Origin of the sequence: Mesorhizobium sp. M7A.F.Ca.US.007.01.2.1, assembly GCF_003998165.1 — a bacterium.
Classification (GTDB): Bacteria; Pseudomonadota; Alphaproteobacteria; order Rhizobiales; family Rhizobiaceae; genus Mesorhizobium; species Mesorhizobium ciceri.
Genome location: NZ_RZQP01000047.1, coordinates 1 through 14597 on the forward strand (window position 1 = coordinate 1; position 14597 = coordinate 14597).

Here is a 14597-nt window from a genome sequence, read left to right on the forward strand (position 1 = left end):
GTCGGGAATCGACCAGGTCGTCGCCGCCGGCATCTTGGCACCGTAGTAGATGACGATGCCGGCCACGGCGATGCCGCCCCAGATGGCGAGCACGAAGCACCAGTAGAATAGCCGGCCGAGCACGCCGAACAGGCCGCGCCGGCTTCTGCCGCGCTTGACCCGCGACGATTTCCCCTTGGCCGGCTTGCGTTTTGCGGAGGCTTTGCGATTGCTCGGCACGACGCGATCCTCCTCGTTCACCGAAAGACCCGCCGAGGACCGCGCCTGCGGCGGCCCCTCGAAACTGGGTTCGATGCGACTGTCTCTGCGGTTCGCCATGCGCTGTGCTTGATGTCCCCGATGCCTATGGCGTTCGGGTTGAAGAGTAGATGCGGCGATTTAAGGGCGGGTTAAGTCGTGTTCGAATGCCGGCCTTGGGGTTGGGCAGCCAAAAAGGCCAGCGTCTGCTCTTTGCAGGTTACTGACGCCACGCTGTTCGCTGTCTCGTTCAGATGGGCTCGAACTTCACATCCGGCTGGTCGGGACCGCCGGCTTGCCGCAACAGCGCGACAATGTGTTCGCCCCTGTCAACCGGCTGTCGCCTCCAGTTCGAGGCGTTCGTGACGTGCAGCCAGCCATCGACAATCATGAAAAAATCCTCGGATTGATCATGTCCGGCGCCGAAGCGAAGCGATTTGTTTTCAGCGAATCGAACCAGCGCCGGATCGATCGACCTGTAGAGCACAGGCCAGTTGCCACCGCCGGAATCCATATGAAACTTGTAGCTCGGGGCGAAATCCAGCCGTCGCCGCAACAGGCTTCCGTCGAAAAAACAGAAGCCGGGCCACAGGAACCAGCCGCCTGGCGTCGGCGTGTCGCGCCGCACGCTGCCGTAGAGGCTTTTGCCCTCCATCCGGGCGCGGATAGAAAACGGTTCAGTCGGAAAGATGTCATGATCGATGAAGCCGAACAGCTTCGGCCCGAACCTGGGCAAGAAATTCCGCACGATCCAGTTGAGCGCTTGACCGTGCGATCTGCTGACGACCAGCCTGTTCATCGGCAATGCGACATAGGGGACATGCTGGCGACGGCAGAGATCGCGGATTGCTTCCCTTGCCTCGCCCTTGTTGCTGTTGTCGAAAACGATGTAGCTTTCGTGCTCGGCCAGGTATCGGCGTACCAGGTGGATCTGCCATTCGATCATTTCGGGCCGGTTGAAGGCCACGGTGGCGACGACCGCATCGCGGAATACCTGCTCTTGCCCCTGCAATTCGCTGACCGGCGCGGATGTCCTCAGAAAGCGAAACACCCGCCAACGATAGCGCAGCAGCGCCTCGCGCCTTGGCGGCCTGTTCAGCCTCTCCCATTCCGCCACGGTGATCGGGGGCTGATCGACGTCTTCCGGGGCGTCAGAAGCAACCATGTCGCGCCCCCGCATAGCTTAGTTCTGCTGGATCGAAATGCCCTTGTCGTCGATCTTGAGCTCGACGCCCTTGGGTTTGGTCTGCTCGCGATAGACATAGATACCGAGCGCGATGACCACGACGACGAGCGCGCCGATGACGAGATAGAGCGTATTCTGTTTCATGGCGCGCTCTTTGCGTTGTCGAGCCTCAGGCTCGTTTCAGAACCTTGACCAGCACCAGCAGGATGATGGCGCCGATCGTGGCATGGATGATCGCGGCGAGAGTGCCGCCGCCGATGGAAAAGCCGATCCGCGGAAACAGCCAGCCGGCGATGAACGCACCGACGATGCCCACGATGATGTTGCCGATCAGGCCGAAGCCGAAGCCGGAAACGATGAGACCGGCGAGCCAGCCGGCGATGGCACCGATGATGATGAAGACGAGCAGGCTTTCGACACCCATAGCGATTTCCTCCGAGCAAGAGGGCGACCGCGGACCGGAAAGCCCGAATCGGCCTCGACATCAACAGCTTAGGCTATTCGAAAGCAGCCGGCCTCACCAGCGGCGCGCTTATTGATCGTCGTCGTCGCTTGCGGCAGGGCGCCAGCTGGTCGGCTCGACCTTCTTTTGCGTGTGACTGTCGATATAGACCCACCAGCCGTCGTCGCGATATTGCGCGATGGATTCGTTGATGACGCCGTCGCTGTCCTTCCAGGTCACGGAGACCTTGGAGCCGTCTGTCGGCGCGGTCGCAATCGGCTTTCTGTCCGCCATGTCATTATCCCCAATTGCACCGACAAACTGAGCCGACAGAACGCGACGGCCTGTATCCGGTTCCAAACGGTCACCGGCCCGCGGAGCGCGCCAACGGCCCTCAGCTATGGGCGAAGATATCCTCTTCGTCCCAGCCCATCAGGTCAAGCTTGGCACGCGTCGGCAGGAAGCGGAAGCAGGCATCGGCCTCCTTGGTCCGCCCATCGCGCGCCAGCCGTCCGGCCAGTACATCGCGCAACCGGTGCAGATAGAGCACGTCGGAAGCCGCATATTCGAGCTGTTCGGGCGACAGCGTCTCGGCCGCCCAGTCCGACGATTGCTGCGCCTTGGACAGCCCGACGCCGAGAAGCTCGAAGCAGATGTCCTTGAGCCCGTGGCGGTCGGTGTAGGTGCGGGTGAGCCGCGAGGCGATCTTGGTGCAGAACACCGGCTCCGGCATGACGCCGAACGCATTGTAGAGAACGGCAAGATCGAAGCGGCCGTAGTGGAACAGCTTGGTTACGCCGCGGTTCCTCAGCAGGCTGACGAGGTTCGGCGCCTTCTTCTGGCCGGGCGCGATCTGGATGACGTCGGCGCTGCCGTCGCCAGGCGAAATCTGCACCACGCACAGCCGGTCGCGATGCGGATTGAGCCCGAGCGTTTCGGTGTCGATGGCCACTGCCCCGACATTGTAGTGCGAGAGGTCGGGCAGGTCGTTTTTATGGAAACGGATATCGGCCATTATCTTCTCCGGTCGAGCCCTAGAGTGCCCCCTGACCCGCAGGGGATGTTGCAGCGCTTTATCTTGTGGCCCGTCCTCGCCGCGATCGGCTGAAAAATCAACAGGAAAACAGGGGTTCCGCTGCTCAGCGCGTCAAGGCATCGAGAATCCGCGCCCACGAGCGCTGGCCCTTGTGGAAGGAGCTGAGCTCGTATTTCTCGTTGGGCGAGTGGATGCGGTCGTCGTCGAGGCCGAACCCGACCAGCAGCGATTCCATGCCGAGATAGGTCTGGAAATCGCCGACAACCGGAATGGAGCCGCCGCTGCCCGTCGTAACCGCCGGCTTCGGCCATTCGTCGGACAGCGCATTCTTGGCCTTCGCCAGGAAGGGCGAGTCGTAGGAAAGCTGGATTGCCGGCGAGCCGCCATGCGGATGGAATTCGACGGAACAGTCGGCCGGAATGCGCTCCTTGACGAACTTCTGGAACGCGGCCCGGATTTTTTTCGGGTCCTGCTTGTGGACGAGGCGAAACGAGACCTTCGCCGAGGCTTCGGCCGCGATCACCGTCTTGAAGCCCTTACCGGTATAGCCGCCGATGATGCCGTTGAACTCGGCCGTCGGCCGCGCCCAGGTCAATTCCAGCACGGAGCGGCCCTTTTCGCCCGACGGGATCGACAGGCCGACCGGTCCCAGGAACGTCTCGGCAGTCTCGCCAAGCGTCTCCCATGATTTCAGGATCTGCGACGGCGTTTCCTCGACGCCATCATAGAAGCCGGGAATGGTGATGTGGCCGTCCTTGTCGTGGATATCGGCCAGCACCCTGGCCAGGATGCGGATCGGGTTGGCGGCGGCACCACCATAGAGGCCCGAATGCAGGTCGCGGTCGGCGGCCTTCACCGTGATCTCCTCACCCACCAGCCCGCGCAATCCGACGCAGATCGACGGCGTGTCGCGATCCCACATGCCGGTATCGCAGACCAGCGCGAAATCGGCCTTGAGTTCGCCGGCATTGGCCTCGAGGAACGGCTTCAGCGAAGGCGAACCGGATTCCTCCTCGCCCTCGAACAGGATGGTGATGCGGCAAGGCAGATTGCCATGCACCTGTTTCCAGGCGCGGCAAGCCTCGACGAAGGTCATCAACTGGCCCTTGTCGTCGGCCGACCCCCGACCGACGATCACCTTGTGGTCCGGCCCGACCTCCTTGACAGCAGGCGCGAACGGATCGCTTTCCCACAATTCGATCGGGTCGACCGGCTGAACGTCATAATGGCCGTAAAACAGCACATGCGGCGAACCGGCCGGGCCGTCATGGTGCGCAACCACCATCGGGTGGCCGGGCGTGTCGCGAACGCTGGCGTCGAAGCCGATCAGCTCGAGTTCGGCCACCAGCCATTCCGCCGCCTTGCGGCAGTCGGCGGCATAGGCTGGATCGGTGGAGATGGACTTGATCCTGAGCAAGCCGAACAGGCGCTCGAGGCTCTGGTCGAGATTCTTGTCGAGACGGTCGAGGACGGGGGAAACTGCGGACATATGTGAAGCCTTTCGATTCAGAACCGGAACCGTAAAGGCATGACGGGAAAACGAAAAGCCCGCGATCATTGGACCACGGGCTGCAAACGTCTCTGCGAGGCAAAAAAAGACCGCCGTGGTGGAGGGGGAACCACGGCGGCCTTCTACTCGAAACGATGCGGCAGCCCGGAGAGGGGGGATAGGCTGCCGCAGGTGTCCGGGATAGGCGGGGGACGGGCCTTGCTCCGGACTCGGCGAAAACTGCCGATGACGTGTATTTGGGTCTCTGAACGTGGCGATTCAAGGGCACGAAAATTACAGTTTTGTAACATGGGCGTGAGCAGGGTGACGGCGATCTGCCAGGGTGTTGCCGGAACCGATAGTCGAGGCTGCCTTTGGCATGGACCAAGCCGCCGCGCCGCGCTATCCCTGCCGGCATGAAAAAAGGCGATCATCTCTTCCTTGTCGACGGCTCCGGCTACATCTTCCGTGCCTATCACGCGCTGCCGCCGCTGACCCGCAAATCCGACGGCCTGCCGGTCGGCGCCGTTTCCGGCTTCTGCAACATGCTGTGGAAGCTGATGCTCGACGCCCGCAATACCGATGTAGGCATCGTGCCGACGCATTTCGCCGTCATTTTCGACTATTCGTCAAAAACCTTCCGCAACGACCTCTACCCCGAATACAAGGCCAACCGCTCGGCACCGCCGGAAGATTTGATCCCGCAATTCGGCCTGATCCGCCAGGCGACCAGGGCGTTCAACCTGCCCTGCGTCGAGATCGAAGGCTACGAGGCTGACGATCTGATCGCCACCTATGCGAGGCTCGCCTGCGAAGCCGGCGGCGATACCACCATCATCTCCTCCGATAAGGATTTGATGCAACTGGTTGGCGATACGGTCGCCATGTACGACCCGATGAAGGACCGCCAGATCGGAATTCCGGAGGTCATCGAGAAATGGGGCGTGCCGCCGGAGAAGATGGTCGACCTGCAGGCACTGACCGGCGATTCGGTCGACAATGTGCCTGGTGTGCCCGGCATCGGGCCGAAGACGGCGGCGCAACTGCTCGAACAGTTCGGTGACCTCGACACGCTGCTGGCCCGGGCCGGCGAGATCAAGCAGGACAAGCGCCGGGAATCGATCATCGCCAACGCCGACAAGGCCCGCATTTCTCGTCAGCTGGTGACGCTGATGAACGACGTACCGGTGACCGAGGGTCTGGAGGATTTCGTCCTGCACGCGCCCGACGGCCCGAAGCTGATCGGTTTCCTCAAGACCATGGAATTCACCTCGCTGACCCGCCGTGTCGCGGAAGCGACCAGCACCGAGGCCGGCGACGTCCAGGCCGTCGCGGTCACCGTCGAACGCGCCGATCATGCCCATGGCCCGGACGTTGGCGCCGGTTTGCCGCCGGTTGCCCGAAACGCGCCTGGCACTGAACCGGACGAAGCCGGCGGGACGGCGGAGACGTCAAAACAAGGCGATACCCCCTCCCTGCTCGCGGCACTAAGGCTGGAGCGCGCGGCCACCGGCAAGATCGACATTTCGGCCTATCACTGCATCCGCGATATCTCGACCCTGAAAGCCTGGGTCGCCGAGGCACGGGAGGCTGGCATCGCCGCCTTCGACGTCAGGGCGACATCCGCCGATCCGATGCAGGCCGAACTGATCGGCATGGCCATCGCCACGGCTCCCGGACGCGCCGCCTACATTCCCTTCGCCCACATGAGCGGCAATGGCGACCTGCTCGGTGGTGGCGCGCTCGAAAACCAGATTCCGCTGCGCGAGGCCCTGGCGGTGCTGAAACCGCTGCTCGAAGATAGATCGGTTCTCAAGATCGCGCAGAACCTGAAATACGATCTTGTCATCATGAGCCGCTACGGCGTCGATGTCGCACCGTTCGACGACACCATGCTGATCTCCTACGTGCTCGATGCCGGTACGCCCCATGGTCACGGCATGGATGCGCTTGCCGAAAAGTGGCTCGGTCATACCCCTCTTCAGCTCAAGGACGTGACCGGCTCGGGCAAAAGCTCGGTCGGTTTCGATCAGGTCGACATCGACAAGGCGACGGCTCATGCCGCCGAAGACGCCGATGTGACGCTGCGGCTCTGGCTGGTGCTGAAACCGCGGCTTGCCGCCAAGGGCCTGGTGTCTGTCTATGAGCGGCTGGAGCGGCCGCTGGTGCCGGTGCTGGCGCGCATGGAACAGCGCGGCATCTCGGTCGACAGGCAGATCCTATCGCGGCTCTCCGGCGAACTGGCGCAGGGCGCCGCTCGCCTCGAAGAGGAAATCTACCAGCTCATCGGCGAACGCATCAACATCGGTTCGCCAAAGCAGCTCGGCGACATCCTGTTCGGGCGCATGGGCCTGCCCGGCGGTTCGAAGACCAAGACCGGCCAGTGGTCGACCTCGGCGCAGCTTCTCGAAGATCTCGCTGCCGAAGGTCACGAACTGCCGCGCAAGATCGTCGACTGGCGCCAGCTGACCAAGCTGAAATCGACCTATACCGATGCGCTGCCCGGCTTCATCCACCCCGACACCAAGCGCGTCCACACCTCCTACGCGTTGGCCGCTACGACGACGGGACGCCTGTCATCCTCCGATCCGAACCTGCAGAACATCCCGGTGCGCACCGCCGAGGGCCGCAAGATCAGGACCGCCTTCATCACCGACAAGAGCCATCGGCTGGTCTCGGCCGACTACAGCCAGATCGAATTGCGGGTGCTCGCCCATGTCGCCGAGATCCCGCAGTTGCGGCAGGCTTTCGCCGACGGCGCCGACATCCACGCCATCACCGCGTCGGAGATGTTCAACGTGCCGGTCGAAGGCATGCCCTCGGAGGTTCGCCGCCGCGCCAAGGCGATCAATTTCGGCATCATCTACGGCATTTCGGCCTTCGGTCTCGCCAACCAGCTGTCGATCCCGCGCGAGGAAGCCGGCAACTACATCAAGAAATATTTCGAGCGCTTCCCCGGCATCCGCGATTACATCGAGGAGACCAAGGCCTATGCCCGCGAGCACGGCTTTGTCGAAACGATCTTCGGCCGCCGCATCCATTACCCCGACATAAGATCGTCCAACCCCTCGCTCCGCGCCTTCAACGAACGCGCCTCGATCAATGCCCGCCTGCAAGGCACCGCCGCCGACATCATCCGCCGTGCCATGATCCGCATGGAGGAGGCGCTGGAAAAAGCAGGCCTTTCGGCACGCATGCTGCTGCAGGTGCATGACGAACTGATCTTCGAGACCGTCGAGGCGGAAGTCGAGGCGACGATCCCGGTCGTGCGTCATGTCATGGAAAACGCGGCGATGCCGGCGGTCTCGATGTCGGTGCCGCTGCATGTCGACGCGCGAGCCGCCAACAACTGGGACGAGGCGCATTAGCACCAACGCAAGTTGTGTTGAGATTCAGATCAGGCCGAGCCGAAAATGGTGGATTCCGAGAACCGAGCGGAGCGTACTTTTCGTACGTGAGCACCGGAAGCGGCAGGAAGCCGCCATTTGCAGGCCGGCATCATCTGAATCTCAACTCACCTCAAGCCGCCTCAGCCAAACACTTGGCACATGTCCCGCGAAACTCGATCACCGCCTTCTTGGCGGCGAAGCCGGTGGAGCGCACCCATTCGTCCAAGCTGTGGCCGACATCGTGGTCGGACATCTCGGTGACCTGCCCGCATGTGTCGCAAATGGCGAAGGCAGTCATCGAATGGCTGTGGTCATGCGGCTCGGCGCAGGCGACGAAGGAATTGATGCTTTCAAGCCGATGCACGAAACCTGACTTCACCAGCGTGTCGAGCGCGCGATAGACCTGAAGCGGTGCGCGAAAACCGCGCTCGCGCAATTGGTCGAGCAAGGTGTAGGCACTGAGCGGTCCGCTGGCGGTCTCGAGTTTCTCGAGCACGCACAGCTGGTTTTTCGTCAGCACATCCCTTGCCGCCATGATCCTGTTTCCAACTCGCCTTGCGTCGCTTGCGCCGCGCACAAACGATCCATGTCCCACCCAGATAGCGACGAACAGGCATTTTTGCTACTGTTTCCAGCATTCTGCCCGCAAGGCGGCCGAGAACATCGATCGGAGCGGGGCAACAGGCAGGTTGCCCGCCGTTTTTCGCTTTGCCGGCTTATCGAGCGGACCTATTTCCTCGGCGGGCCTTTGCGCTCGGCAGAAGCCGCCCACAGATTGATGTCGGATTCGCGCGCGTAGGTGTCGATCTCGGCGAGTTCGGCATCGCTGAAGTCGAGCGCCTTGAGCGCGCCGACGCAGTCCTCGACCTGCTCCGGCCGGCTGGCGCCGATCAGTGCCGAGGTCACCCTCCCCTTGCGCAGCACCCAGGCCAGCGCCATCTGCGCCAGCGTCTGTCCGCGCCTGCCGGCGATGGCGTCGAGCGCCTTGATGTTGGCGATGGTCTTGTCGTTGATGAAGGCTGTCTTCAGCGACTTGCCCTGCGACGCACGGCTGCCGTCCGGAATGCCGCCGAGATACTTGTCCGTCAGCATGCCTTGCGCCAGCGGCGAGAACACGATCGAGCCGACGCCGAGCCCTTCGAGCGTGTCGAGCAGGCCGTCTTCCTCCACCCAGCGGTTCAGCATCGAATAGCTCGGCTGGTGGATGACGCAAGGCGTCCCAAGCTGCTTCAAGATATCGGCCGCCTCGCGCGTGCGCTGCGAATTGTAGGACGAGATGCCGGCATAGAGCGCCTTGCCCGAGCGCACGGCATGGTCGAGCGCACCCATCGTTTCTTCCAGCGGCGTGTCGGGATCGAAACGGTGCGAATAGAAGACATCGACATAGTCGAGCCCCATCCGCTTGAGGCTCTGGTCGAGGCTGGCCAGAATGTATTTGCGCCCACCCCATTCGCCGTAGGGCCCGGCCCACATCTGGTAACCGGCCTTGGTCGAGATGATCAGTTCGTCGCGGTAGGCAGCGAAGTCGGTGCGCAGGATCTCACCGAAGGCGGTTTCGGCAGAACCGGGCGGCGGACCGTAATTGTTGGCGAGGTCGAAATGCGTGATGCCGAGGTCGAAGGCCTTGCGCGCGATCGCCTGCTTGGTCTTGTGCGGCGTGTCGTTGCCGAAATTGTGCCACAGGCCCAGCGAGATCGCCGGCAGCTTCAGGCCGGAGCGGCCACAGCGGTTGTAGACCATTTTCTCGTAACGGTTTTCGGCGGGCGTGTAGGGCATCGGAAAATCCTCGAATGGAAACGAGCCGGTCGGCTGCATCGTCACAACGCGGCGAGTTGGCTCTGCCCCCACCCTTACCCTCTCTCCGTCGAAACGGGGAGAGGGTTGAGGTGTGCTGCCCTATTTCTTCTTCGCCAAAAGCGCCTTGGCTTCCTTGACGCCAAGTGCGGCCGGCCGTTCGCAGGTGGTCTGCATGGCGACGAACTTGCCGGTTTCGCCGGAACGCAGCAGGCCGGTCATCACGTCGACGGCGTGCAGCGCCAGCTCCATCGAACAGCGGTGCGGCCGACCTTCCGCGATCGCCACCGCCATATCGGCAAGGCCTGACGTGCGGTAGTTGGCCATCATGCCTTGCGAATGCATCTCGTTGGGCACGCCGAACGGATGCGGCCAATTCGGCAGCTTCTTGACCGGCTTGGCCGCGACGGTGAAGCGAACGTCACCACCGAAGAAGTTCGGGTCCGGCACAAACACCGTACCCGCCTCGCCATAAAGCTCCATCGGCGCGTGGCCGTGGGCCCAGACGTCCCAGCTGGTGTTGAGCGTGATAACGGCGCCGTTCTCGAACTCCAGCAGCCCGTGGATGGTTGTCGGCGTGTTGACCGGTATCTTTTCACCCGCGCGCGGCTTTGAACTGATCGTGCGCTCCTTGGCCGGCGTCGTCGCGAAGGCCGCGACCTGCTTCACCGGCCCGATCAGCTGGATCAGATTGGTGATGTAATATGGTCCGATGTCGAGCACCGGCCCCGCGCCTGGCTGGAAGAAGAAATCCGGATTGGGGTGCCAGTGCTCCATGCCGTGGCCCATGACATGGCACGTGCCACTCGTGACCTTGCCAAGCTTGCCGGTGTCGATCAGGTTGCGCACCAATTGATGCGCGCCGCCGAGGAAAGTGTCTGGCGCCGAGCCGATGCGCAGACCCTTTTTCTCCGCCCGCTTCTTAAGGTCGAGCCCTTCCTTGACCGACAGCACGAACGGCTTTTCCGAATAGACGTGCTTGCCGGCGTCGAGGATCTGCTTCGAGACCTCGTAGTGCACCGCCGGGATGGTCAGGTTGACGATGATGTCGATGTCGTCGGCCTTGAGCAGGTCTTCGACGGTGTCGGCGCGCAGCTTGAACTCCTTCGCCCGAGCCTTGGCCGCCTCCATGTTGATGTCGGCGCAGGCACGCATTTCAATGCCGCGGAACAACGGCGCCAGCGAAAAATACGCCTTCGAGATGTTGCCGCAGCCGATCACGCCGATGCCAAGTTTCTTTGCCATGCTGGTTGCTCCTAATAGGTTTTGGCGGCTGCGATGGAGCGGCGGGCGAAACGCTCGATGTCGTTGGGGTTGTCCTGTTCCATGACGTAGTATTGGGCAGCACTCCTGGCACGCAACACTTTGATCAGGCCGGCCCAGTCGATGGTGCCATGGCCGACATCCGACCAGCCATCCTCATCCAGCCCCTCGCCGGGCTTGGCCATGTCCTTGACGTGGACGGCGCTGATGCGCTTGCCGTGTTTCTCGATCCACGGCAGCGGATCATCGCCGCCGCGCACCACCCAGGCAACGTCCATCTCCCAGCTGACATCGGGCGCGGATGACAGGATGTGGTCCTGCGGCACCGATCCGTCGGCAAGTTTCTTGAACTCGAAATCATGATTGTGCCAGGCAAAGCCGTAGCCGGCCTTTTTCGCGGCATCACCGACCTTGGCCAGGCGTTCGCCGAAACCACGCCAGCCGGCCACGTCGGATGGCCGCTGGTCGGGCATCAGGAAAGGACAGATGAGCAGCGTGATACCGAGTGCGTCGGCGGTTCTGCGCACGCCGTCAAAATCGTTCTCGAGCGCGTCGATCGAGAAATGCCCAGTCGGCATGGCAAGCCCGTTCCTGTCGAGCTCGGCACGGAATGCCCCGGGATCATCATAGACGCCGCCGAAACCTTCGACCTGAGCGTAGCCGAGCTTGCCGAGCATGGCGAGCACACCGTCCCAGGGTTGGAAATTGCGGGCGCTGTAAAGTTGGAATGACCAATTCATCGTCTCTGTCCGTTTTGCTTGGGGATCGTCGTTGGAAGGTTGGTTCTCGGAAGCTAGATGCGTGTGCCGGTTGCGGTGTCGAAAAGCGAGGCGCGCATCGGATCGAAGCCAAGCGTCACCGCCTCGTCGTTCTTGGGCGTGCGTTCCGAGGTCACTCGGACGCTGAAATTCTGCTGGGCAAGCTTCAGCCAGACCAGCGTGTCGGAGCCCATGGGTTCGACCACCTCGACATTGGCGGCCGTCGAGAACGGCCAGCCGGTGCCGCTGTTCAGGCTGACATGCTCGGGCCTGATACCGAATGTGACGGGGCCGGGAGCCGGAGGCTTGGCAAAGTCGTAAGTGCCGAGCGGGATCTTGATATCCCCGGCCGCGAACCGCCAGCCGCCGTCGGCGTCTTCCAGGTGGCCATCGACGAAGTTCATTGCGGGCGAACCGAGAAAGCCGGCGACGAAACGGTTGACCGGACGGTTGTAGATGGTCTGCGGCGCATCGAGCTGCTGGATGACGCCGCCCTTCATCACCGCGATGCGGTCGGCCAGCGTCATCGCCTCGATCTGGTCGTGGGTGACGTAGATCATGGTGTTCTGCAGCTTGCGATGCAGCAGCTTGATCTCGACGCGCAGTTCGGCGCGTAGCTTGGCATCGAGATTGGACAGCGGCTCGTCGAACAGGAACACGTCGACATCGCGCACCAGCGCCCGTCCGATGGCGACGCGCTGGCGCTGGCCGCCGGAAAGTGCGGCCGGCTTACGCTGCAGCAGCGGTTCGATCTGCAGGATTTCAGCCGCCCGCGTGATCCGCTTGGCGATCTCTTCTTTTGGCGTGCCGGCGACACGCAGCCCGAAGGACAGGTTCTTCTCCACCGTCATTTGCGGATAGAGCGCATAGGACTGGAACACCATGCCGATGCCGCGGTCCTTGGGCTCTTCCCAGGTGACGTTCTTGCCCTTGATGAAGATGCGGCCCTCGGAAACGTCGAGCAGGCCGGCAATGCAGTTGAGCAAGGTCGACTTGCCGCAGCCGGACGGCCCGAGCAGCACGATGAACTCGCCATCGGCGACATCCAGATTGAGCGTCTCCAGGACAGTCACCGCGCCGAAATTCAGCGACAGGTCCTGGATCGAAACGCTGGTATCGTTGGCTGCCGTCATCGCCATCACCCCTTCACCGCGCCGGCGGCGATGCCGCGTACGAAAAGCTTGCCGGAGATGAAGTAGACGATGAGCGGCACAAGCCCGGTCAGGATGGTTGCGGCCATATTGACGTTGTACTCCTTCACGCCTTGCACCGAATTGACGATGTTGTTGAGCTGCACCGTCATCGGATAGGTGTCGGGGCGGGTGTAGACGACGCCGAACAGGAAGTCGTTCCAGATGCCGGTCACCTGCAGGATGATGGCGACGACGAAGATCGGCAGCGACATCGGCAGCATGATGCGCAGGAAGATGCCCCAGAAGCCGGCACCGTCGACACGTGCCGCCCGGAACAGCTCCTCCGGCATCGAGGAGAAATAATTGCGGAACAGCAGCGTCAGGATCGGCATGCCGAAAATGGAATGGACGATCACCAGCCCGCTGAGGCTGCCATAGAGGCCGATCTCGCGCAGGATGATGACGATCGGATAGATCATCACCTGGTAGGGAATGAAGGCGCCGACGATCAGGATGATGAAGAACGTATCGGCGCCCTTGAAGCGCCAATTGGCCAGTGCATAACCGTTCACCGAGGCGATGGCGATCGACAGCAGCACTGACGGCACGGTGATGCGCACCGAATTCCAGAAGCCGCGCGAGAGCCCGTCGCAGTTAAGGCCGGTGCAGGCAGTCGACCACGCCTTGACCCACGGTTCGAAAGTGATCTCGAGCGGCGGTGAGAAGATGTTGCCGAGCCGGATCTCCGGCATGCCCTTGAGCGAGGTGACGACCATGACGTAGAGCGGCAAGAGGTAGTAGACCGCCATGACGAACAATGTGCCGTATAGGAAGACGTTGCGGCGCGAAATCACGCGGCGCGGCTTCGGGCCGTAGGGATCGGTGATGCCCTGGCGCGCGCCGGCGGCGGTGCTTGCTTGAGCGGTGATGTCTGCCATGCTCATTTGCGCCGCCCGAACTCGAGATAGGCCCAGGGCACGATGACGATCACCACCGAGAGCAGCATCATGGTCGAGGCAGCAAAGCCCTGGCCGAGGTTCTGGGCGAAGAACATATAGTCGTAGACGTATTTGGCCGGCACTTCCGAGGCGATGCCTGGGCCGCCGCTGGTCTGGGCCACGACGAGGTCATAGACCTTGACGATGCCGGCAGCGATGATGACGAGCGTGGTGATGAAGACCGGCCGCATCATCGGGATGACGATGAACAGATAGGTCTTCCACATCGGGATCCCATCCACCCGCGCCGCCTTCCAGATGTCCTCGTCAATGCCGCGCAGGCCAGCCAGCATCAGGCACATGATGAGCCCTGTGCCTTGCCACAGCGCCGCGATCGATATGCCGTAGATGACGATGCTGGAATTGTAGAGCGGGTCGAAGCTGAAGCTCGTCCAGCCTAAGTCGCGGACCACATGCTGGATGCCGAAATCCGGATTGAGCAGCCACTGCCAGACCAGGCCGGTGACGATGAAGGAGAGCGCGAAAGGATAGAGGAAGATGGTGCGCAACGTGTCCTCGAAGCGGATCTTCTGATCGAGCAGTGCTGCAAGCAGGAAGCCGATGACCAGCGAGAACACCAGCGAGATCGCGCCGTAGATCAGCAGGTTTTCGATCGAGATCAGCCAGCGCGGCGTCGCCCACAACCGGTAGTATTGGTCGAGCCCGACGAAATTCAGCCGCGGCAAGAGCTTCGAATTGGTGAAGGAATAGAGCACCGTCCAAACGGTGCCGCCGACGAAAACCACCATGGCGGTGAGGATCATCGGGATCGAGGCGACCTTCGCATTGAGGTTGCGGAACAGAAGGTTGGGGCGTTCGCTCTTGCTCATCTCGTCAGCCGGCTGGGTAAGGGCGGTGCATTCCCGGCCCTG

At 62.3% G+C, this 14597-nt stretch carries 14 protein-coding genes and 1 pseudogene; 1 reads left to right on the forward strand and 14 read right to left on the reverse strand.

Annotated elements, in window-relative coordinates; translation table 11 throughout:
- The 7 genes and pseudogenes from EN949_RS11505 to EN949_RS11535 form a co-directional block, all read right to left on the reverse strand.
- Positions 1-318: pseudogene (locus EN949_RS11505) on the reverse strand (penicillin-binding protein); the annotation flags it as partial.
- 169 nt (positions 319-487) lie between these two features.
- Complete coding sequence (locus EN949_RS11510) at positions 488-1402, reverse strand: hypothetical protein (RefSeq protein ID WP_127365970.1); 915 nt, start codon at positions 1400-1402, stop codon at positions 488-490.
- Positions 1403-1420: 18 nt separating this feature from the next.
- Positions 1421-1567 (reverse strand): hypothetical protein, encoded by a 147-nt coding sequence (locus tag EN949_RS11515; RefSeq protein WP_013529552.1) that lies wholly within the window; start codon positions 1565-1567, stop codon positions 1421-1423.
- A gap of 25 nt (positions 1568-1592) precedes the next feature.
- Positions 1593-1847 carry a GlsB/YeaQ/YmgE family stress response membrane protein gene (locus EN949_RS11520; protein ID WP_013529551.1) on the reverse strand — a complete coding sequence of 85 codons (255 nt, stop codon included), beginning with the start codon at positions 1845-1847 and terminating at the stop codon, positions 1593-1595.
- A 108-nt stretch (positions 1848-1955) separates the two neighbouring features.
- Positions 1956-2159 (reverse strand): hypothetical protein, encoded by a 204-nt coding sequence (locus EN949_RS11525; protein ID WP_013529550.1) that lies wholly within the window; start codon positions 2157-2159, stop codon positions 1956-1958.
- A gap of 100 nt (positions 2160-2259) precedes the next feature.
- Positions 2260-2880: a ribonuclease D gene (locus EN949_RS11530; RefSeq protein ID WP_013529549.1), complete on the reverse strand. Its 621-nt coding sequence runs from the start codon at positions 2878-2880 to the stop codon at positions 2260-2262.
- 124 nt (positions 2881-3004) lie between these two features.
- Positions 3005-4390, reverse strand: a complete 1386-nt coding sequence (locus EN949_RS11535) for a M20/M25/M40 family metallo-hydrolase (RefSeq protein WP_013529548.1) — start codon at positions 4388-4390, stop codon at positions 3005-3007.
- A gap of 416 nt (positions 4391-4806) precedes the next feature.
- Between EN949_RS11535 and polA the strand changes: the two genes are divergently transcribed.
- Positions 4807-7758, forward strand: coding sequence for a DNA polymerase I (gene polA / locus EN949_RS11540; protein WP_164767692.1), 2952 nt, complete (start codon positions 4807-4809; stop codon positions 7756-7758).
- A gap of 151 nt (positions 7759-7909) precedes the next feature.
- Here the strand turns inward: polA and EN949_RS11545 are convergent, their stop codons facing one another.
- The 7 genes from EN949_RS11545 to EN949_RS11575 all read right to left on the reverse strand — a co-directional run bounded on the left by EN949_RS11545 (position 7910) and on the right by EN949_RS11575 (position 14555).
- Positions 7910-8314: a Fur family transcriptional regulator gene (locus EN949_RS11545; protein WP_013529546.1), complete on the reverse strand. Its 405-nt coding sequence runs from the start codon at positions 8312-8314 to the stop codon at positions 7910-7912.
- Positions 8315-8508: 194 nt separating this feature from the next.
- The gene (gene mgrA / locus EN949_RS11550) at positions 8509-9555 is read right to left on the reverse strand and encodes an L-glyceraldehyde 3-phosphate reductase (RefSeq protein ID WP_127365968.1); all 1047 of its coding nucleotides are present in this window, start codon (positions 9553-9555) and stop codon (positions 8509-8511) included.
- Positions 9556-9675: 120 nt separating this feature from the next.
- Positions 9676-10818, reverse strand: coding sequence for a Gfo/Idh/MocA family oxidoreductase (locus tag EN949_RS11555; protein WP_127365967.1), 1143 nt, complete (start codon positions 10816-10818; stop codon positions 9676-9678).
- Positions 10819-10829: 11 nt separating this feature from the next.
- Positions 10830-11576: a sugar phosphate isomerase/epimerase gene (locus tag EN949_RS11560; protein ID WP_127365966.1), complete on the reverse strand. Its 747-nt coding sequence runs from the start codon at positions 11574-11576 to the stop codon at positions 10830-10832.
- Positions 11577-11629: 53 nt separating this feature from the next.
- Complete coding sequence (ugpC, locus tag EN949_RS11565) at positions 11630-12727, reverse strand: sn-glycerol-3-phosphate ABC transporter ATP-binding protein UgpC (protein ID WP_127370971.1); 1098 nt, start codon at positions 12725-12727, stop codon at positions 11630-11632.
- A 5-nt stretch (positions 12728-12732) separates the two neighbouring features.
- A complete protein-coding gene (locus EN949_RS11570) occupies positions 12733-13665 on the reverse strand; it encodes a carbohydrate ABC transporter permease (protein WP_024504414.1) in 933 nt (310 codons plus the stop codon).
- A gap of 2 nt (positions 13666-13667) precedes the next feature.
- The gene (locus EN949_RS11575; protein WP_024504415.1) at positions 13668-14555 is read right to left on the reverse strand and encodes a sugar ABC transporter permease; all 888 of its coding nucleotides are present in this window, start codon (positions 14553-14555) and stop codon (positions 13668-13670) included.
- Positions 14556-14597: the final 42 nt, after the last annotated feature.